The organism is Actinophytocola sp. NPDC049390 (assembly GCF_044466355.1).
Lineage (GTDB): Bacteria > Actinomycetota > Actinomycetes > Mycobacteriales > Pseudonocardiaceae > Actinophytocola.
In genome coordinates, this window is sequence record NZ_JBITMQ010000001.1 from 499,093 (window position 1) to 517,448 (window position 18,356).

An 18,356-nucleotide genomic window follows, 5' to 3' on the forward strand; every position below is an offset into this window, starting at 1 on the left:
CGCCGGTCAGGGCAGGCGGCACGTCACGGGACGCACCAGCGGCCGTCCTTCTTCGTCAGCGGCATGGGGACCGTGGTGGGCTCGTTCTGCCCGATGGTGATCTTGAGGTCGACGGTCGCCGTGTCGCCGGTGATCTTCGGCTCGCCGACCACCTCGGCCTTGGCGTCGGCGGGGAACGACTCCTCGGTGCCCGCGCTGCCGGGCTCGCAGGACAGTTCGTTCAGCGTGGTGACGTCGGCGCCGGAGATCGCCGTGGCGACCTGGTCGGCGACCGACCCGGCGTCCCGCACGTCGGCGGGTGCCCGAGGCGCGCTCGTCGCGCCGGTGGCGCCGGTCGCGGTCGCGGGCGGGGCCACGGAGGCGCCGGGTGACGTGGTCTCCGCGGTCGTCGGGGCCGCGGACCCGGTGATCGTCGGGACGTCCCGGGGCTGCGCCTGGTCCTGCGAGTCGTCACCGCTGACCAGCAGGTAGGCCACGATGCCGGCGACGACGAGCACGACCACCGCGACGACCGAGACGACCAGGACCCTGTTCCGGCCCGCTCCGGGCTCGGTCTCCTCGGCCGGCGCCTCGGCCGGCTCGCGGGTCGCGACGTCCTCGTCAGATCGTGACACACCAGGCTCCGTCCCTGAGCTCCAACGGCAGCGGGATCGCCTGGCCGGAGGCGCCCTGGACGGTGATGTCCACGGTGGCGAGCGTGTCGCTGACCATGGTCACCTCGCCGACCTCGGCCTTCGCCTCGCCCGCGAGCGCGTCGTACATGGTGCCGCCGCCGGTCTTGTCGCAGGTCAGCTCGGTCGCCGCGGCCTCGTCGGAGTTGTTGACGGCGTCGGTGTAGTCCTGCGCCGCGGTGGCGACCTCCTCCGGGTCACCCCCGCCACCGCCGCCACCGCCGGGGTCCTCCTCGGTGGTGGTCTCCTCCGTCGTCGGCTCGTCCTCGGAGGTCGGCTCGGACGACTGGCTGGTCTCCTGCGACGCGTTGTTCGACCCGCTGTCGTCCTTGTTGAGCAGCAGGAACGTGGTGATGCCGCCACCGACGAGCAGCACCGCGATCACGACGATCGCGATGATCATGCCGCGCTTGCTCCTGGGCGGTTCGCCGCCCGGATAACCGGGCTGGCCACCGTACTGCTGCTGGCCGTAGGGGCCGGCGCCGAACTGGCTGGTCTGCCCGTACTGCCCGTACTGACCGCCCTGCTGCGGCTGCTGCCCGTACTGCCCGTACTGGCCCGGCTGGCCGGACTGACCCGGCTGCTGGCCGTAGGGGTTCTGCTGGCCGTACGGACCGGGCTGGCCGGGCTGCTGCGGCGGGTACGTCATGACTGGGGCTCCGTTGGTCGGGGACGGGTGGTCAGGCGGTGCCTTCGCCGCAGAACCGCCACTGGCCGGTCTCTTGCACGATCTTGATGAGGATCTTGGGCTCCTGCGTCTGGCCGTCCCCGACGAGGGTCAGGTCGATCTTCGCGGTCGCGCTGTCCGGGTGCTGGTCGTCGATCTCGACCTCTCCGTCCGGCGACGCGGAGATGTCGTAGTCGGCGAGCTTGGTCTCCAGCTCGGAGGTGTCGGTGCCGAACTTGGTCTTGTAGGCCCGGCAGGCGTTGTCGACCACGTCGGCGAAGTCCTTGTTCTCGTACGCGGCCATGTAGTCGTCGCGCACGTCGTCTGGAGTGTTGCTCGCACCCGAGTCGTCGGAGTCGTCGTCCGGGTCACGATCCGATGACGTGTCGTCGGCCGTGGTCTCGTCGCTCCCCGTGTCCTTCGAGTCGTCGCGGTTGGTCTGTTCGGAGGACGCGTCGTTCTTCGGCTCGTCCCCGCCCCTGGTGAGGAAGTAGGTGGCGACCCCGCCGCCGCCCAGCACCAGCAACGCGATGATCACGATCGCGACGATCTTGCCGGTGTTGTTGTTCCCCGGTCCACCCTGCTGACCACCGGAGTAGCTGCCCAGACCCTGGTACGAAGACTGGTTGAACTGGCCAGGCTGCTGGGGTGGATATGTCATGTCGGGCCCCGAACTCCTCACGCGATGTCTGTAACGAAGACGGAGCAGGAGCGCGGTACGTTCCAGCGAGTTCCCGTCGACGGTGCCCATCGTAGGCAAGACGGACGACAGCGGCCGCCGCCGGGACACGCCCGGGCGACGGCCGCTTGATCAATTCGTTACGTGATCAACTGGCAGGCGAGAACCCGCTGATGCACCAGTCCCCGCCGTCCTTCTTCATGTTCAGGACGCCGTTGACGCTCTCGGGCATCGCGTCCGCGTACTCCTCGGGGACGTTGCCGAGCTTCATCGACACGTCGGCGGTCGCGGTGTCCCCTTCTTCCTTCACCTCGCCGACCGAGTACTCGACCGTGACGTCCTTGAACGCCGGGTCGACCGAACCGAGGTCGACCTTCTCCTTGACGTCTTCCTTGTCCCCTTCGCAGGTCAGCTCGGCGACGGCCTCGAAGTCCTTGTCGTTCATCGCGCTCGCGGCAGAGTCGGCGAGGTCTTGAGGACTGCTGGTGCCGCCACCCCCGGACAGCGCGATGATGAGGACCACGACGACGGCCACGACGACCACGCCACCACCGGCGAGGATCCACGGCATCGGGCTCTTCTTCTGCGGTGGGTAACCGTAGCCACCGCTCTGGCCGTAGGGCTGCTGTCCGAATTGCGGCTGTTGCCCGTACGGGTTCGGCTGTTGGGGCTGCGGGCCGCTCTGCGGATAGCCCCCCTGCTGCTGGTATCCGCCCTGCTGGGGGTAGCCCCCCTGCTGTGGATATCCGCCAGGCTGCTGACCTGGGCCGGGCTGCTGGCCCCACCCGGGCTGGCCGCCCCACTGCCCCGGCTGCTGCGGCGGTTGCGACATCGGTTGTCTCTCCCTTTTCCGTGGCGACCCCATCGCCAGGTCTCCGAGTTGCCGCCGACGGCTCCATCGTCGGTCGACTACCTGACGCACCGTAGCGGGTGGGTGGTTCCGACACGCGCTTAGATGGCCTAATCCACTTCCGACGGTCACGGTTTCCACGGCGTCACGCGACGGTTCCGAGATGTGGATGGTCTTACTTTGTCGGTCTACACCGGTACCGTGGGGGGAAGGAAGAGTTTCGGGAGGAGGTGCCGACATGCAGCACGATCGTCCCGGTGGTCGGCCAGAGGAGGCCGACGAGCACGGCGCTGGACCGGAGGCGGCTTCTGGGCACGAGCCGTCGGAAGCTGCCCAGATCCGGTTCCTCGAAGAGGAAGTAGCGCTGCTGCGCCGGAAACTGACGGACTCGCCTCGGCATGCCCGCCTGCTCGAGCAGCGGCTGGCCGAGGCGTCGGAGCGGGTCAGCCAGTTGACTGAGCGTAACGCCAAGCTGGTCGAGACCCTGCGGGAGGCGAGGAGCCAGCTCCTCGCGCTCCGGGAGGAGGTCGACCGGCTGGCGCAGCCGCCGAGCGGCTACGGCGTGTTCCTCGCCGGACACGAGGACGGCACGGTGGACGTGTTCACGGCGGGCCGCAAGATGCGGGTCGCGTGTTCTCCAGCCGTCGAGGTCGACGAGTTGCGCCGCGGTCAGTCGGTGCGGTTGAACGAGGCGCTGACCATCGTCGAGGCAGGCACCTTCGAGCGCATCGGAGAGGTGTCCACACTGCGGGAACTGCTCGCGGAGGCGGACGACTCGCCGCCGATGCGCGCACTGGTCGTCGGGCACGCCGACGAGGAGCGCGTGGTCTGGCTCGCCGACCCGCTGCGGGAGGCCACCCTCAAGCCGGGTGACTCGCTGCTGGTCGACTCCAAGTCGGGCTACGCCTACGAGCGGGTGCCGAAGGCCGAGGTCGAGGACCTGGTGCTGGAGGAGGTGCCGGACGTCCGCTACGAGGACATCGGTGGCCTGTTCCGGCAGATCGAGCAGATCCGCGACGCGGTGGAGCTGCCGTTCCTGCACGCGGAGCTGTTCCGCGAGTACGAGCTGCGGCCGCCGAAGGGCGTCCTGCTGTACGGCCCGCCCGGCTGCGGCAAGACGCTCATCGCGAAGGCGGTGGCGAACTCGCTGGCCAAGCAGGTGGCGGCGGCGCGGGGCGACGGCAAGGCACACGAGGCCAAGTCGTACTTCCTCAACATCAAGGGCCCCGAGCTGCTCAACAAGTTCGTCGGTGAGACGGAGCGGCACATCCGCCTGATCTTCCAGCGGGCACGGGAGAAGGCGTCGGAGGGCACACCGGTCATCGTGTTCTTCGACGAGATGGACTCGATCTTCCGCACGCGAGGCAGCGGTGTCTCGTCGGACGTCGAGACCACGATCGTGCCTCAGCTGCTGAGCGAGATCGACGGTGTCGAGGGGCTCGAGAACGTCATCGTGATCGGTGCGTCCAACCGCGAGGACATGATCGACCCGGCGATCCTGCGGCCGGGGCGTCTCGACGTCAAGATCAAGATCGAGCGGCCCGACGCGGAGGCGGCGCGGGACATCTTCTCGAAGTACCTGACGTCGAACCTGCCGATCCACGCCGAGGACCTCGCCGAGTTCGGCGGGGACGCCAAGGCGACGATCGACGCGATGATCCAGCACACCGTCGAGCGGATGTACGAGGAGACGGAGGACAACCGCTTCCTCGAGGTCACCTACGCCAACGGTGACAAGGAGGTCCTGTACTTCCGTGACTTCAACTCGGGCGCGATGATCCAGAACATCGTGGACCGGGCGAAGAAGGCGGCGATCAAGTCGGTGCTGGAGACCAAGCAGCCCGGCCTGCGCGTGCAGCACCTGCTGGACGCGATCGTCGACGAGTTCGCGGAGAACGAGGACCTGCCGAACACCACGAACCCGGACGACTGGGCTCGCATCTCCGGCAAGAAGGGGGAGCGGATCGTCTACATCCGCACCCTCGTCACCGGGAAGAACCAGGAGTCGGGCCGGGCGATCGACACGGCGACCAACACCGGGCAGTACCTGTAGTTGGGAGCGCTGCTCGGACTCGGATTGGCGGCACTCGGCCGGCCGGCGTACATCAACGTCGGCCGGTCCGAGTTGCCGCCTTCTCGTTCTGTCGACGCCATGCGGGACGCGTCGTGGGCGGTGCTGGACGCCGCCTACGCGGCGGGGCTCCGCTGGGTGGACGTGGCCCGCTCGTACGGGCGGGCGGAGGAGTTCCTCGCGGGCTGGCTCGACACGCGGGCGCCCGCCGACGTCACGGTGTCCAGCAAGTGGGGCTACACGTACGTGGGCGGCTGGCGGCTCGACGCGGCCATGCATGAGGAGAAATCCCATACGTTCGACCGGTTTCGCGCCCAGTGGGCGGAGAGCAGGGCCCTGCTCGGCGACCGGATGGCGCTGTACCAGGTGCATTCGCTGACCCCGGACAGCCCGCTGTTCGACGATCTGGCGACCCAGGACGCGCTGGCGTCGCTGCCGGTCCGGGTCGGGTTCTCCACCTCGGGTCCCGACCAGGCGTCGGTCGTGCGCAGGGCGCTCGCGCTCGAACGCCACGGGCGGCCCGTCTTCACGGCCGTGCAGTCGACGTGGAACCTCCTGGAGCCCTCGGCGGGCCCCGCGCTGGCGGAGGCGCACGCGGCGGGCGCGCACGTGCTCGTCAAGGAGGCGCTGGCCAACGGCAGGCTCGCGGTCGAGCCGCCGGAACCGGTGGCCGCGCTCGCGAAGTCCCTGGCGGTCGGGCCGGACGCGGTCGCGCTGGCCGCCGCGCTGGCACAGCCGTGGGCGGACACGGTGCTGTCCGGTGCCGCGGGCACCCACCAGCTGGCGAGCAACCTCGCCGCGGTGTCCCTGCCGCAGGTGGAGCTGCCCGATCTCGCCGAGACGCCGGCGGCGTACTGGAAACACCGTTCGACGCTGGCCTGGGCGTGATTGGATTCCCCGGTGCGCAGGGGGAAATCACTGGTCATGGGGTTGCTCGCGGTCACGGTGCTCGCGGGCCGGTGGCGACGAGCGGCCGCACCGAACGCGTGGCTGTCGACCCGGAGTGAGCGCGTCCCCGTAGGCTGGTGACATGCGCAGGATCATGGGTACCGAGGTGGAGTACGGCATCGCCGTGCCTGGGGACGCCACCGCCAACCCGGTACTGACCTCAACCCAGGTCGTACTCGCCTACGCGGCCGCCGCGGACATCCCCCGAGCGCGGCGTGCGCGTTGGGACTACGAGGTCGAGTCGCCGTTGCGGGACGCCAGGGGCTTCGACCTCGGCGCCCCCGGGATGCCGCCGTCGGACCCCGAGGTCGAGGACCTGGGGGCCGCGAACGTCATCCTCACCAACGGCGCCCGCCTCTACGTCGACCACGCGCACCCCGAGTACTCCGCGCCCGAGGTCACGAACGCGCGCGACGCCGTGATCTGGGACAAGGCGGGCGAACGGGTCATGGAGGAGGCGGCCATGCGCGCCGCCACCGTGCCCGGCCAGCCCAGGCTGCAGCTGTACAAGAACAACGTGGACGGCAAGGGCGCGAGCTACGGCACCCACGAGAACTACCTGATGGCCCGCAACACCCCGTTCACGGCGGTCATCGCGGGCCTCACGCCGTTCTTCGTCTCCCGGCAGGTCGTGGTCGGCTCCGGCCGGGTCGGCGTCGGCGCGTCGGGGGAGGAGGCCGGGTTCCAGCTGTCCCAGCGCGCCGACTACATCGAGGTCGAGGTCGGCCTGGAGACCACGCTCAAGCGCGGCATCATCAACACCCGCGACGAGCCGCACGCCGACGCGGACAAGTACCGCCGGCTGCACGTCATCATCGGCGACGCGAACCTGGCCGAGACGTCCACGTACTTGAAGGTCGGTACAACGGCGCTGGTGCTCGACTTGATCGAGGCCGGAGTCCGGTTCGACGCGCTGAAGCTCGCCGACCCGGTCCGCGCGGTGCACACGCTCAGTCACGACCCCTCGTTGAAGGCGACCGTCGAGCTGTCCAACGGGCGCAAGTTCACCGGCCTGGACCTCCAGTTCGCCTACCACGAGATGATCTCCGAGAACATCGAGCGCACCGAGCAGGACGAGGTCTCGATGCACGTCCTGCAGACGTGGGGCGACATCCTCGACGCGCTCGCCCGCGACCCGATGGAGTGCGCCGACCGGCTCGACTGGCCGGCCAAGCTGCGGCTGCTCGAGGGCTTCCGCGCCCGGGACGGTCTCGGCTGGAACTCGCCGCGCCTGCACCTCGTCGACCTGCAGTACTCCGACGTGCGGCTCGCGAAGGGCCTGTACAACCGGCTGGTCACCAGGGGGTCGATGAAGCGCCTGGTCACCGAGGAGGAGGTCCAGGCGGCCATCACCACGCCGCCGCAGGACACGAGGGCGTTCTTCCGCGGCCGCTGCCTCGAGCGCTACCCGAACGCGATCGCCGCGGCCTCGTGGGACTCGGTCATCTTCGACCTGGGCCGGGAGTCGCTCGTCCGCATCCCGACGCTGGAGCCGCTGCGGGGCACCAAGTCGCACGTCGGCGAGCTGCTGGAGGCGTCCGCGACGGCCGAGGAACTGGTCGACGCGCTCACCGGTACGACCAGAAAGTGACCGTTTCGCGCTCAGCGAATACTGATCATCCTCCGGATGGTCCGCGAAAATGTCAGTGCCGGTCGGTAATCTTGACGGCAACCAGTCCCGATACCGGGAGGCGAGATGGCCCAGGAACAGACGCACCGGCAAGGCGGCGGTGACGGCGACGAAGACGTCGACGGCGCGGCCCCTGCCGGCCAGGAACGCAGGGAGAAGCTCGGCGAGGACGTCGACACGATCCTCGACGAGATCGACGACGTGCTCGAGGAGAACGCCGAGGACTTCGTCCGCGCGTACGTGCAAAAGGGCGGCGAGTAGGCGAGGGTAGGTTCCTCGCTCCCCGTTCCTCCCGCCGACAGGACAGAAAGAGGCATGGACAACACCCATTCCCGCGCCGGAATGCCGGGCGCCGCGCTCCCTGCTGCCTACATGACCGCCGAGACGTCGTCGTTCATCGACTTCCTGCGTGTGCAGGCGCCGCACCTGCTGCCGGGTGCGCGCGGGCTCGGCATGGAGGAGCCGGTGCGCATGCGGCACGCGGCGGACCTCGACCAGCAGCCGCCGCACGGCACCACCATCGTCGCGATCACGTTCAACGGTGGTGTGCTCATCGCCGGTGACCGGCGCGCGACCTCGGGCAACCTCATCTCCCACCGCAACATGGAGAAGGTCCTCGTGACCGACGCCTACTCCGCGGTGGGTATCGCGGGTGTGGCGGGCCTCGCGCTGGAGATGGTCCGCATCTACCAGGTCGAGCTGTCGCACTACGAGAAGATCGAGGGCGTCCCGCTGTCCCTGGACGGCAAGACGAACAAGCTCGCCGCGCTGGTCCGCGGCAACCTCGACAGCGCGATGGCCGGGCTCGCCGCGCTGCCGCTGTTCGTCGGTTTCGACGTCGACGCGGCCGACCCGGCGACCGCCGGGCGGATCGTGTCGTTCGACGTGGTCGGCGGCCGGTACGAGGAGCAGGCGGGCTTCCACGGCGTCGGTTCCGGCTCGCTGTTCGCGCGGTCGGCGCTCAAGAAGCTGTGGGACCCGGCCAGCGACAAGGCCACCGCCATCCGCAACGCCGTGGAGGCGCTGTACGACGCCGCCGACGACGACTCGGCGACCGGCGGCCCGGACCTGGCCCGCAAGATCTACCCGAACATCGTGACCATCACGGCCGAGGAGGGCGCGGTCCACGTGCCCGAGGAGGAGGCGGCCGCGGTCGCCGAGGCCGTGGTGGCCGACCGGACCAGCCAGCCGCGCGGCTGACGAGCACAGCCGACCGAGACGAACAGAGACGAGGAGCCCCACCGTGACGATGCCGCTGTACGCCTCACCCGAGCAGTTGATGCGGGACCGCTCGGAGTATGCCCGCAAGGGCATCGCCCGGGGCCGCAGTGTGGTGGCGCTCAAGTACTCGGGCGGCGTGCTGTTCGTCGCCGAGAACCCCTCGGCGACGCTGCACAAGGTCTCGGAGATCTACGACCGGATCGGGTTCGCCGCGACCGGCCGCTACAGCGAGTACGACGGCCTGCGCCGCGGCGGCATCCGCCACGTCGACCTGTGGGGGCTCGCGAACGACCCGCGTGACGTGTCGGCCCGCCAGCTCGCCAACGTGTACGCCCAGACCCTGGCCTCGGTGTTCTCCGACCAGCTCAAGCCCTTCGAGGTGGAGTTGTGCGTCGCCGAGGTCGGGGCCACGGCGGCGACCGACCAGCTGTACCGCCTGACCTACGACGGCTCGATCGTGGACGAGCCGTCGTACCTGGTCATGGGCGGTCAGACGGAGCCGATCTCGAACAAGATGAAGGAGACCTACGAGGAGGGCATGTCGCTGGAGGCCGCGCTCGCGTTCGCGGTCGCCGCGCTCTCCGCCGGGGTCACCGGCAACAACGGCGACAACGGGATCGGCAAGCTCGAGGTCGCGGTGCTGGAGCGGTCGCGGCCCAAGCGGGCGTTCCGCCGCATCGAGGGCGCCGCGCTCACCGCGCTGCTGCCGTCCGATTCGTCCGAGTCGGCGGAGCCGTCCAACGAAACCACCGAGTCGGGCGAGACCGGAACCGACGAGGCCTGATGAGGAGGTTTTCGATGACTTGTTCATCTCACCTCGGAGCGGCCAGGAGATCTCCGGCCGGGAAGCGCCTAGGCTGAAGGGATGCAGCGGCGGATCTTCGGCATCGAAACCGAGTTCGGCGTGACCTGTACCTTCCACGGACAGCGCAGGCTGAGCCCGGACGAGGTCGCGCGGTACCTGTTTCGGCGAGTGGTGTCCTGGGGACGTTCCTCGAACGTGTTCCTGCGCAACGGCTCGCGTCTCTACCTCGATGTCGGCTCACACCCCGAGTACGCCACGGCGGAGTGCGACGACCTGGTGCAACTCGTCACGCACGACAAGGCGGGGGAGCGGATCCTCGAGGACCTGCTCGTCGACGCCGAGCGGCGGCTGGCCGACGAGGGCATCGGTGGGGACATCTTCCTGTTCAAGAACAACACCGACTCGGCGGGCAACTCGTACGGCTGCCACGAGAACTACCTGGTCACCAGGGCGGGCGAGTTCTCGCGGATCGCGGACGTGCTGCTGCCGTTCCTCGTCACGCGCCAGCTGATCTGCGGCGCGGGCAAGGTCCTGCAGACCCCGCGCGGCGCCGTGTACTGCCTGTCGCAGCGCGCGGAGCACATCTGGGAGGGCGTGTCGTCGGCGACCACGCGTTCCCGCCCGATCATCAACACCCGCGACGAGCCGCACGCCGACGCCGAGCGCTACCGCAGGCTCCACGTCATCGTCGGTGACTCGAACATGGCCGAGGCCACCACGCTGCTGAAGGTCGGCAGCGCGAACCTCGTGCTCGAGATGATCGAGGACGGCGTCCAGTTCCGGGACTTCAGCCTGGACAACCCGATCCGCGCCATCCGCGAGATCAGCCACGACCTGACGGGGCGTCGGCTGGTGCGCCTGGCCGGCGGCCGGGAGGCCTCGGCGCTGGACATCCAGCGCGAGTACTTCTCGCGTGCCAAGGAGCACGTGGAGAAGCGCGGTCCGGACCCGGTGGCCGACCGTGTCATCGAGCTGTGGGGCCGCACGCTCGACGCGGTCGAGGCGCAGGACCTGACGCGGATCGACCGCGAGATCGACTGGGCCATCAAGCACCGGCTGGTGGAGCGGTACCAGGCCAAGCACGGTCTCGAGCTGTCCTCGCCCCGCATCGCGCAGCTCGACCTCGCGTACCACGACATCCGGCGTGGCCGCGGGATCTTCGACCTGTTGCAGCGCAAGGACCTCGTCGCCAGGGTGACCGAGGACGGCGAGATCGAGGCCGCCAAGGACACCCCACCGCAGACCACGCGGGCGAAGCTGCGCGGCGACTTCATCGCCGCCGCACAGCAGGCCGGCCGCGACTTCACGGTGGACTGGGTGCACCTGAAGCTGAACGACCAGGCGCAGCGGACCGTGCTGTGCAAGGACCCGTTCCGCGCGGTGGACGAGCGGGTGGAGCGGCTGATCGCGTCGCTGTGACGCGCAACGGACGCTTCGGCGCCCGCCGAAGCGTCCGTTGCCTAGCATCGGAGGCATGTCCGTTGCTTCGGTAGCCGCTGTTCTCGCCGATGAGAGCCGTGCCGCCATGTGCATGGCCCTCATCGACGGCAGGGCGTGGACGGTCAGCGAACTGGCCCACGCCGCGCGTGTCGCGACCTCCACAGCCAGCGAGCACGTCCGGGTCCTGACCGACGCCGGTTTCGTGCGGACGTTGAAGCAGGGGCGGCACCGGTACGTCCGCCTGTCGGGCCCGCAGGTCGCCGAGGTCGTCGAACGGCTCGCGAACCTGGCCGGGCCGGAACGCCCGCGCGGTCTGCGCCAGAGCGTGCGGGCGCGTCGCCTGGCCGACGCCCGCACCTGTTACGACCACCTGGCCGGGCGGCTCGGGGTGGCGTTGCGCGACGGGCTGATCGGCGCGGGCCTCGTCGACGACCGGAACGGGCTCGTGGTCACCGACCGCGGGTGGCGCACCTTCGCCGCGCTCGGCATCGAGGTCGGGACACCGCGGCGGGCGCTGCTGCGGGACTGCCTCGACTGGACCGAGCGCCGTGAGCACCTCGCGGGCGCCCTTCCCGCGGCGATCCTGCGTCGTGGGCTCGCGGCCGGGTGGCTCAGCCGCGACCCGCACCGTGCGGTCACCGTGCACGACGGCGCCTGGCTCGCAGTACTCGGCGCCCAGGAACCAGAGTCCCTGGGCGCCGCACTCGCTCCCTAGACGAGGTCTTTCTCCCGCAGGCCGATCCGGTCGTGCAGCCTGCGCATGGCAGGCGGTGACCACCACGCCGCCCGGCCGAGCACCCGCATGCCGACGGGGACCAGCACACCGCGGATGAGGGTGGCGTCGATGAGGATCGCGAGGCCGCTGCCGATGCCGAACATCTGGACGAAGCTGACGCCGCTCGTACCGAACGCGAGGAGGCTCACCGCGAGCAGCACGGCCGCCATCGTCACCAGCCTGCCCGTGCGTGAGAGGCCGTGCTTCACCGACTCGCCCAGGTCAGCGCCCTGGTCGTGCATCTCCTTGATGCGGCTCAGCACGAACACCTCGTAGTCCATCGACAGGCCGAACACCACGCAGAACAGCAGCACGAGCATGCTCGTGTCGAGCGGCAGCGGGGTGAAGCCCAGCCACGAGGCCAGCCAGCCCTCCTGGAAGATCATCACCATCAGGCCGATCGTCGCCGACAGGCCCAGGACGTTGAACAGCAGCGCCCGCAGCGGCTGCAGCACGCTGCCGGAGAACAGGAACAGCAGCAGGAACGTGCTCACCGCGATCAGGCCCGCGGCCAGCGGCAGCTTGCTCGAGATCGCGTCCTTGCTGTCCACCAGCCGTGCCGCGGGCCCGCCGACCAGCACCTCCATGCCGTCCGCCGGTGTCTCCCGCACCGTCGTGACCAGCTCCTGGCCCTCCGTGGAGTGCGCGTCGTAGGCGGTCAGCACGGTCAGCCGCTGCTGCATGTCCTCCGCCGCGTACGCTGCCACCCCCGGGCCGACCGCGCGGCCGTCGGCGTAGGTGCCGACGCTGGCGGTCACCGACTCGACGCCGGGCAGGCGCGACAGGTCCTGGGCGTAGTCGCCGACGGCGGTCGTGCCCACCGGGTGCCGTGTCACCAGCTGGAGCGCCTTGGCGTCGTCGCCCGGGAAGTCGGCCCGCAGCACGTCACCGACCACGCGGGTCTCCGCCGCGTCGGTCAGCACCCGGTCGTCGGGCGTGCCGAACTCCACCTTCAGCAGCGGGACCGCCGCGACCACCAGCAGGAGCACCACCGGCGCGCCCAGCAGGAACGGCCGCCGCAGCGCCGCGCCCGCGATCTTCGCCCACAACGCCGACACCGAGGTCGGGGTTCGCTTCACCCACGGCAGCCGCGCCGAGTTCACGCGGTGGCCGAGCACGGCGAGCAGCGCGGGGAGCACGAAGATCGCGCTGAGCATCGCGATGAGCACGACGCCGATGCCCGCGTAGGCGAACGAACGCAGGAAGTACAGCGGGAAGAGGATGAGCGCACCGAGCGCCACCGCGACCGTCAGCGCGCTGAACACGATCGTCCGGCCCGCGGTCTCCACTGTGCGGGTGACCGACTCGATGGTGTCGTGGCCGCGATCGAGTTCCTCCCGGAACCGCGACACCATCAGCAGCGCGTAGTCGATGGCGAGGCCGAGACCGAGCGCAGTGGTCAGGTTGATGGCGAAGACCGACACGTCGGTGATCGAGCCGAGGACGGACAGCAGCGCGAACGTGCCGAACACGGCGATCGTGCCGATGGCGAGCGGCAGCAGCGCCGCGATCACGCTGCCGAACACGATGACCAGCAGCACCAGGATGATCGGCACCGCGATGGCCTCCGCGACCGCGAGGTCGCTCGCGACCTGGTTGCTGATGTCCACGCCGATCGCGTCCGGCCCGCCGATCTGGACTCTGAGTGGACCGTCGCCCTCGGCGTAGTCCGCCCGCAGCTCCTTGACGTGGCCCTCGTCGGTGAGCTGCGCGACGCCGATCGCGTACTGCCCGTCCACCGACCGCATCGGTGGCGCCTTGGTCGTGAAGTACGAGGTGAAGCCGGTGATGCCCGGGTCGGTGGCGAGCCGGTCGGTCAGGTCGGCCGCCGCGCGCGTGGCGGCCGGGTCGTCGACGGAGCCGCGCTCGGCCGAGAACAGGAACACGACGTCGTTCTCGCCGCCGAACTGGCTGTCGATCAGCGCCATGGCCTGGCTCGAGTCCGCGTTCGGGTCGTCGAAGCCCTCGGTCTGGAGCTTGCCGAACGCGGTGATCCCGAGCGCCGCCGCGCCGACCATGAGCAGGACGGTGATCGTGAGCACCGCCCGTGCGTGGGACGCGGTGAACCGTCCGATTCGTCCGAACATGGTGTTCCCTCTCAGCGTCGCTCAATGTGTACAGCCGTAAACTTGATGGGTGTAAACTTGCCATGGATGTTTACCGGTGTCAACATTGCTTCATGGACGACTCAGCGCCGGGCAAACGCGGCTACCACCACGGCGATCTGCGCAACGCGCTGGTCACGGCGGCCGCCGACCTTGCCGCGAGGGGTGGCCCCGCTTCGGTCACGATCAGGGCTGCGGCCAGGGAGGTCGGCGTGACACCGACGGCCGCGTACCGCCACTTCGCCAACCACGACGAGTTGCTGACGGCGGCGAAGGAACGCGCGATCGAGGAACTGACCACGGCCATGATCAAGGCGTTCGCGGACCGCCCGCCGACCGGCGGCGACCCCGTCCGGCACGCGCTGGCCAGGTTCGGCGCCTTCGGCCGCGGCTACCTGGCGTTCGCACGGCAGGAGCCGGGCCTGTTCCACACCGTGTTCGCGCCGGCCGGCCAGGCGCCGCCGCCGATCGAACGGACGGAGACGAGCCCGTACCAGCTGCTGGTCAGCGCGCTGGACGACCTGGTCGCGGTCGGCTACCTCAGCCCGGATCGCAGGCCGGTCACCGAGATCACCGCGTGGGCGATGGTGCACGGCCTCGCCACGTTGCTCGACGGGCCGCTGGCCGACCTGTCGGAGAACCTGCGCGACGAGGTGATCGTGCGGAGCATGCTCGTGCTCGGCCACGGCCTGAAGGGCAACGGCCTCGACAAGGAGCAGGAGTCGTTGCTGGCCGACGAGCTGGCGGAACTGCCGGACTAACGTGCGCCTTCTCGGGCGTGCAGGTCGCGGACGGTCGGGGAGGTCGCCACTGTCGCCGGGTCGGGGTAGGTGCCGAGGACTCGGTCGGCCGTGCCCGAGCTGGTCACGGTGAACCAGTAGTGCTCGTTCTTGTAGTGGTGCAGGCGGTGGTTTCGCCAGATGGCGCGGTAGACGCGGGACCGCGGCCGGTAGTCGCTGTGGATCAGGTAGTGCGTCCACTCGTACCCGAGCCCGAGCAGGCCGACGACGCTCAGGAACGTGAGGCCGAGCGCGGGCCGCGGGAACGCGAGCAGGCCGATCGCCACGGCCAGCGGTACCAGCCACAGGTGCACCTGCCACGGGATGAACACGAGCGGTATGTCGCGCGGGTCGGCGTGGTGGGCGCGGTGCTTGCGGGACAGCAGGGGGTCGACGGTGACGCGGCCGACGTGCCGCGGCCGCCAGTGCAGGACGCAGACGTGCACGGCCCACTCGAAGAACGGGAACACGGCGAGCATCACCAGCGGCGTCCACGCGTCGGACAGCCGCCAGTCGCCGACCAGCACGCGCGCGGTCACCGCGGCGGTGAGGAGCACCCCGATCAGCCAGGGGGACGGGTGGCGCCAGAACGCCCTCGCCGCGTCACCGAGACCGACCGACCGTCGTTTCGGGCCGGCGAACGCGGCCTCGTCGTCGGCGACGCGCTGTTTCGCGAGCCGTTCCACGTCGGTCATGGCAGCTCCTCGAGTTGTCGGATGGCGTCGAGCAGTGCGCTGGTGGCGGGTGCGAGCAGGGCCTGCGCGGCGTCGCGGGCCCCGTCGGCGTCGCCGAGGACGATGCGGTCGGTGAGCGCGCGGTACACGTCGACCTGGTCGACCTCGGCGGCCATGAGCGTGGCCAGCGCGCCGAGCGCGGGTTCGTAGGCGGCGCGGAGGCTGTTGAACATCAGCCGGAACGCGATCGAGTCGGCGCCGTCGACGACGTGGTCCCAGAACACGAGCGCCTGCCGCTGCCGTGCCACCGGGTCGGGGTCGCCGTCGAGCGCGGACACGGCGGCGCGCAGCGGCGCCTCGATCCGCGCGCCCGCTCGCGCGGCGGCGAGTTCGGCCACCTTGGGGCCGATCAGCAACCGCGCCTCGAGCACGCTGCGCGCGACGGCCGGGTCGAGTTCGCCGCGGGGGAGGAGCAGTCGGGGGAGCAGGTCGAGGCCCGCGTGCCTGCGGTAGTCCCGCACGGTCGTCGCGTCGCCCTGGCGCACCTCGACGAGCCCGGCCTGGGCGACGCGCTGCAGCGCCTCCCGGACCGCGGGCCGGGACACACCGAGCACCTCGGCGAGCTTCCGTTCGCTCGGCAGTGCCTCGCCCGGGGCGAACTCGCCGCTGACCACGTCGTCGAGGATCTGGTCGAAGACTTCGTCCGGGACCGACCGCCGGGACACAGGTTGCAGGGCCATGGTCAAGAAGTACCTGGTCACGGGACACAGGTCAAGTGGTCATACCAGCGTCGGGTCATCTTGACCGAGTCAATGGACCGTTCGTTCGAACACCCTGGCGCGCCAACGGGACTCGCCTCGGCCAGTCGGGCTAGAGTTCGAAACGTGTCCGTCGTCCGCGCTGAAAGACTCGTGAACCTGGTGCTGTGCCTGCTGTCCACGCGCCAGTACCTGCCCGCCGAGAGCATTCGCAAGATTGTGTCCGGCTACGGTGACGCGCCCAATGACGACGCGTTCTTCCGCATGTTCGAGCGCGACAAGACCGAGTTACGAGAGCTGGGGATCCCGCTCGAGGTCGGGCGCAACTGGTCGTTCGACAAGGTCGACGGCTACCGCATCGCGCGCCGCGACTACGAGCTCGGCGACATCGAGCTGGAGCCCGACGAGGCGGCCGCGGTCGCGCTGGCCGTCCGCCTGTGGGACTCCCCGGAGCTGACCGGCGCCGCGCACGGGGCGTTGCTGAAGCTGCGTGCGGCGGGCGTCGACGTCGACCAGGGCGCGCCCGCGGTCGTCGAGCCGAAGGTGCGCACGACCGAGCCCGCGTTCGGTCCGCTGCTCGCCGCGGTGCAGACCGGTCAGGCGGTCAGCTTCGACTACCGCAGACCGTCGCCGGCCGAGCTGCGCGGCCGCACACTCGAGCCGTGGGGCGTGGTGTCGTGGCGCGGCCGCTGGTACGTGGTGGGGCACGACCGCGACCGGGACGCACCCCGCTGCTTCCGGCTGTCCCGCATCGTCGGCGACGTCCGGCTGGTCGGGAAGGCGGGCACGGTGCGCCGCCCGGCGGACGTCGACCTGCTGAAGTTCGTGGCCAGCACCAGCAACGAGCCACCGGAGACATCGACCGTGCGGCTGTGGCTGGCCAAGCACCGCGCGGCGGGCCTGCGCAGGCGTGCGACCGTGGTGGGCGAGCGCGTGCTGGACGGTGAGCCGGGCGACCTCGTCGAGCTGGAGGTGCTCCACACCGACTCGGCGGCGAGCTGGATCGCGGGCTACGGCCAGGACGCCGTGGTGCTGGAACCGGACGTGCTGCGCAAGGCCGTGCACGAGCGGCTGCTCGCGGTGGCGGAGGCGACGTGAACACGACTTCATCGACCGACCGCCTGCCGAGGCTGCTCGCGCTGGTGCCGTACCTCATCGCCCGGCCGGGCATCGCGGTCGACGAGGCGGCCGCCGACTTCGGCGTCACCGCCAAGCAGCTGCGCAAGGACCTCGAGCTGCTGTGGATGTGCGGACTGCCGGGTTACGGCCCCGGTGACCTCATCGACCTGTCCTTCGAGGGCGACACGATCTCGGTCAACTTCGACGCGGGCATGAGCCGTCCGCTCCGGCTGACCGGCTCGGAGGCGACCGCCCTGCTGGTCGCGCTGCGCACCCTGCTGGACGCGCCGGGCGTGGCCGACGCGGACGCCGTCCGCAGGGCCGTCGCCAAGATCGAGGCGGCCGCGGGCCAGGCGCAGCCCGCGGGGGTGGCGGTGGGCCTGGGCGTCCGCGAAGGCGCGACGACCGCGAAGGCACGTGAGGTCGTCCAGAAGGCGCTGCGCGGCAACAAGGCGCTCCGGATGACGTACTACACGGCGTCCAAGGACGAGATCACCGAACGCACGGTCGACCCGATGCGCATGCTGATCGTCGAGGGCCGCGGGTACCTGGAGGCGTGGTGCCGCAGAGCGGAAGGCGTGCGCCTGTTCCGCATGGACCGCATCGACGACGTCGCCGAGCTGGACGAGCAGGCCGCCCCGCCGCCGTACGCGGAACACACCGACACGACGGCAGGTCTCTTCCACGCGCAACCGGACCAGCCGGTGGCCCAGTTCGTGCTGTCCCCGGACGGCCGCTGGGTCTCGGAGTACTACCCGGTGGAGGACGTGGCGGAGCTGGAGGGCGGCCATCTCCGCGTGTGGATGCGCTACGCCGACCTGTCGTGGATGGTCCGCCTCATGCTGGGGCTGGGCGGCGACGCCGTCGTCGAGGGGCCTGTCGAGCTGGTGTCCGCGCTGCGGAGCCGGGCGTTGGGGGCCTTGGCGCGTTACCGGTGACCTGCCGGTTTCCCGTTGTGGGTGGTGTCTCGCCGGACGGGCAAGTCTCGGGAGGGCAGGCAGGCCGTCTTTGTGGGCTGCGCCCGGCTCGTGCACGGGGCTGGGGCCGCTTCGCGGCGGTGCGGTGCCCTGAAAGACGCTTTCAGGGCACTCAACGTCCCCATAGCGGCGTTCGCGGCATCGGTGCACCGTCCGTCAGGGGGAGGGTGGCCTCACCAGCTGTTGT

18 protein-coding genes are annotated in these 18,356 nt (G+C 70.2%); 11 read left to right on the forward strand and 7 right to left on the reverse strand.

Annotated elements, in window-relative coordinates:
* Positions 1–23: 23 nt before the first annotated feature.
* The 4 genes from ACIBVP_RS02255 to ACIBVP_RS02270 all read right to left on the reverse strand — a co-directional run bounded on the left by ACIBVP_RS02255 (position 24) and on the right by ACIBVP_RS02270 (position 2,849).
* Positions 24–614, reverse strand: coding sequence for a hypothetical protein (locus tag ACIBVP_RS02255; RefSeq protein ID WP_396104126.1), 591 nt, complete (start codon positions 612–614; stop codon positions 24–26).
* Positions 601–1,320 (reverse strand): hypothetical protein, encoded by a 720-nt coding sequence (locus tag ACIBVP_RS02260; protein WP_396104127.1) that lies wholly within the window; start codon positions 1,318–1,320, stop codon positions 601–603. Before ACIBVP_RS02260 ends, ACIBVP_RS02255 begins: the two co-directional genes overlap by 14 nt.
* 31 nt (positions 1,321–1,351) lie before the next feature.
* Positions 1,352–1,999 (reverse strand): hypothetical protein, encoded by a 648-nt coding sequence (locus ACIBVP_RS02265; protein ID WP_396104128.1) that lies wholly within the window; start codon positions 1,997–1,999, stop codon positions 1,352–1,354.
* Between the two features lie 166 nt (positions 2,000–2,165).
* Positions 2,166–2,849, reverse strand: coding sequence for a hypothetical protein (locus ACIBVP_RS02270; protein WP_396104129.1), 684 nt, complete (start codon positions 2,847–2,849; stop codon positions 2,166–2,168).
* Positions 2,850–3,105: 256 nt separating this feature from the next.
* On the opposite strand from ACIBVP_RS02270, the gene arc reads away from it, so the two are divergent.
* The 8 genes from arc (at position 3,106) to ACIBVP_RS02310 (ending at position 11,697) form a co-directional block, all read left to right on the forward strand.
* Positions 3,106–4,920, forward strand: a complete 1,815-nt coding sequence (gene arc, locus ACIBVP_RS02275) for a proteasome ATPase (RefSeq protein WP_396104130.1) — start codon at positions 3,106–3,108, stop codon at positions 4,918–4,920.
* A 99-nt stretch (positions 4,921–5,019) separates the two neighbouring features.
* Complete coding sequence (locus ACIBVP_RS02280; protein WP_396104131.1) at positions 5,020–5,826, forward strand: aldo/keto reductase; 807 nt, start codon at positions 5,020–5,022, stop codon at positions 5,824–5,826.
* A 142-nt stretch (positions 5,827–5,968) separates the two neighbouring features.
* On the forward strand, positions 5,969–7,477 hold the full coding sequence (dop, locus tag ACIBVP_RS02285) for a depupylase/deamidase Dop (protein ID WP_396104132.1): 1,509 nt from the start codon (positions 5,969–5,971) through the stop codon (positions 7,475–7,477).
* Between the two features lie 105 nt (positions 7,478–7,582).
* The gene (locus ACIBVP_RS02290; RefSeq protein WP_324925039.1) at positions 7,583–7,777 is read left to right on the forward strand and encodes a ubiquitin-like protein Pup; all 195 of its coding nucleotides are present in this window, start codon (positions 7,583–7,585) and stop codon (positions 7,775–7,777) included.
* Positions 7,778–7,831: 54 nt separating this feature from the next.
* Entirely contained in the window at positions 7,832–8,716 is an 885-nt protein-coding gene (gene prcB / locus ACIBVP_RS02295; RefSeq protein WP_396104133.1) for a proteasome subunit beta, read from the forward strand.
* A gap of 43 nt (positions 8,717–8,759) precedes the next feature.
* Positions 8,760–9,521, forward strand: a complete 762-nt coding sequence (gene prcA / locus ACIBVP_RS02300) for a proteasome subunit alpha (RefSeq protein WP_396104134.1) — start codon at positions 8,760–8,762, stop codon at positions 9,519–9,521.
* A gap of 81 nt (positions 9,522–9,602) precedes the next feature.
* Positions 9,603–10,961 carry a Pup--protein ligase gene (gene pafA / locus ACIBVP_RS02305; RefSeq protein WP_396104135.1) on the forward strand — a complete coding sequence of 453 codons (1,359 nt, stop codon included), beginning with the start codon at positions 9,603–9,605 and terminating at the stop codon, positions 10,959–10,961.
* Between the two features lie 46 nt (positions 10,962–11,007).
* Positions 11,008–11,697, forward strand: coding sequence for an ArsR/SmtB family transcription factor (locus tag ACIBVP_RS02310; RefSeq protein ID WP_396104910.1), 690 nt, complete (start codon positions 11,008–11,010; stop codon positions 11,695–11,697).
* On the opposite strand, the gene ACIBVP_RS02315 is transcribed toward ACIBVP_RS02310, so the two are convergent.
* On the reverse strand, positions 11,694–13,844 hold the full coding sequence (locus tag ACIBVP_RS02315) for an MMPL family transporter (protein ID WP_396104136.1): 2,151 nt from the start codon (positions 13,842–13,844) through the stop codon (positions 11,694–11,696). The genes ACIBVP_RS02310 and ACIBVP_RS02315 overlap by 4 nt on opposite strands.
* 92 nt (positions 13,845–13,936) lie before the next feature.
* On the opposite strand from ACIBVP_RS02315, the gene ACIBVP_RS02320 reads away from it, so the two are divergent.
* Positions 13,937–14,623 (forward strand): TetR/AcrR family transcriptional regulator, encoded by a 687-nt coding sequence (locus ACIBVP_RS02320; RefSeq protein WP_396104137.1) that lies wholly within the window; start codon positions 13,937–13,939, stop codon positions 14,621–14,623.
* Here ACIBVP_RS02320 and ACIBVP_RS02325 read toward each other — a convergent pair.
* A complete protein-coding gene (locus tag ACIBVP_RS02325) occupies positions 14,620–15,336 on the reverse strand; it encodes a sterol desaturase family protein (RefSeq protein ID WP_396104138.1) in 717 nt (238 codons plus the stop codon). The two genes, ACIBVP_RS02320 and ACIBVP_RS02325, sit on opposite strands and share 4 nt — an antisense overlap.
* On the reverse strand, positions 15,333–16,076 hold the full coding sequence (locus ACIBVP_RS02330; RefSeq protein WP_396104139.1) for a FadR/GntR family transcriptional regulator: 744 nt from the start codon (positions 16,074–16,076) through the stop codon (positions 15,333–15,335). Before ACIBVP_RS02330 ends, ACIBVP_RS02325 begins: the two co-directional genes overlap by 4 nt.
* A gap of 123 nt (positions 16,077–16,199) precedes the next feature.
* On the opposite strand from ACIBVP_RS02330, the gene ACIBVP_RS02335 reads away from it, so the two are divergent.
* Positions 16,200–17,171, forward strand: coding sequence for a helix-turn-helix transcriptional regulator (locus tag ACIBVP_RS02335; RefSeq protein WP_396104140.1), 972 nt, complete (start codon positions 16,200–16,202; stop codon positions 17,169–17,171).
* Positions 17,168–18,130, forward strand: coding sequence for a helix-turn-helix transcriptional regulator (locus tag ACIBVP_RS02340; protein WP_396104141.1), 963 nt, complete (start codon positions 17,168–17,170; stop codon positions 18,128–18,130). The genes ACIBVP_RS02335 and ACIBVP_RS02340 overlap by 4 nt, the downstream gene beginning before the upstream one ends.
* Positions 18,131–18,356 lie beyond the last annotated feature (226 nt).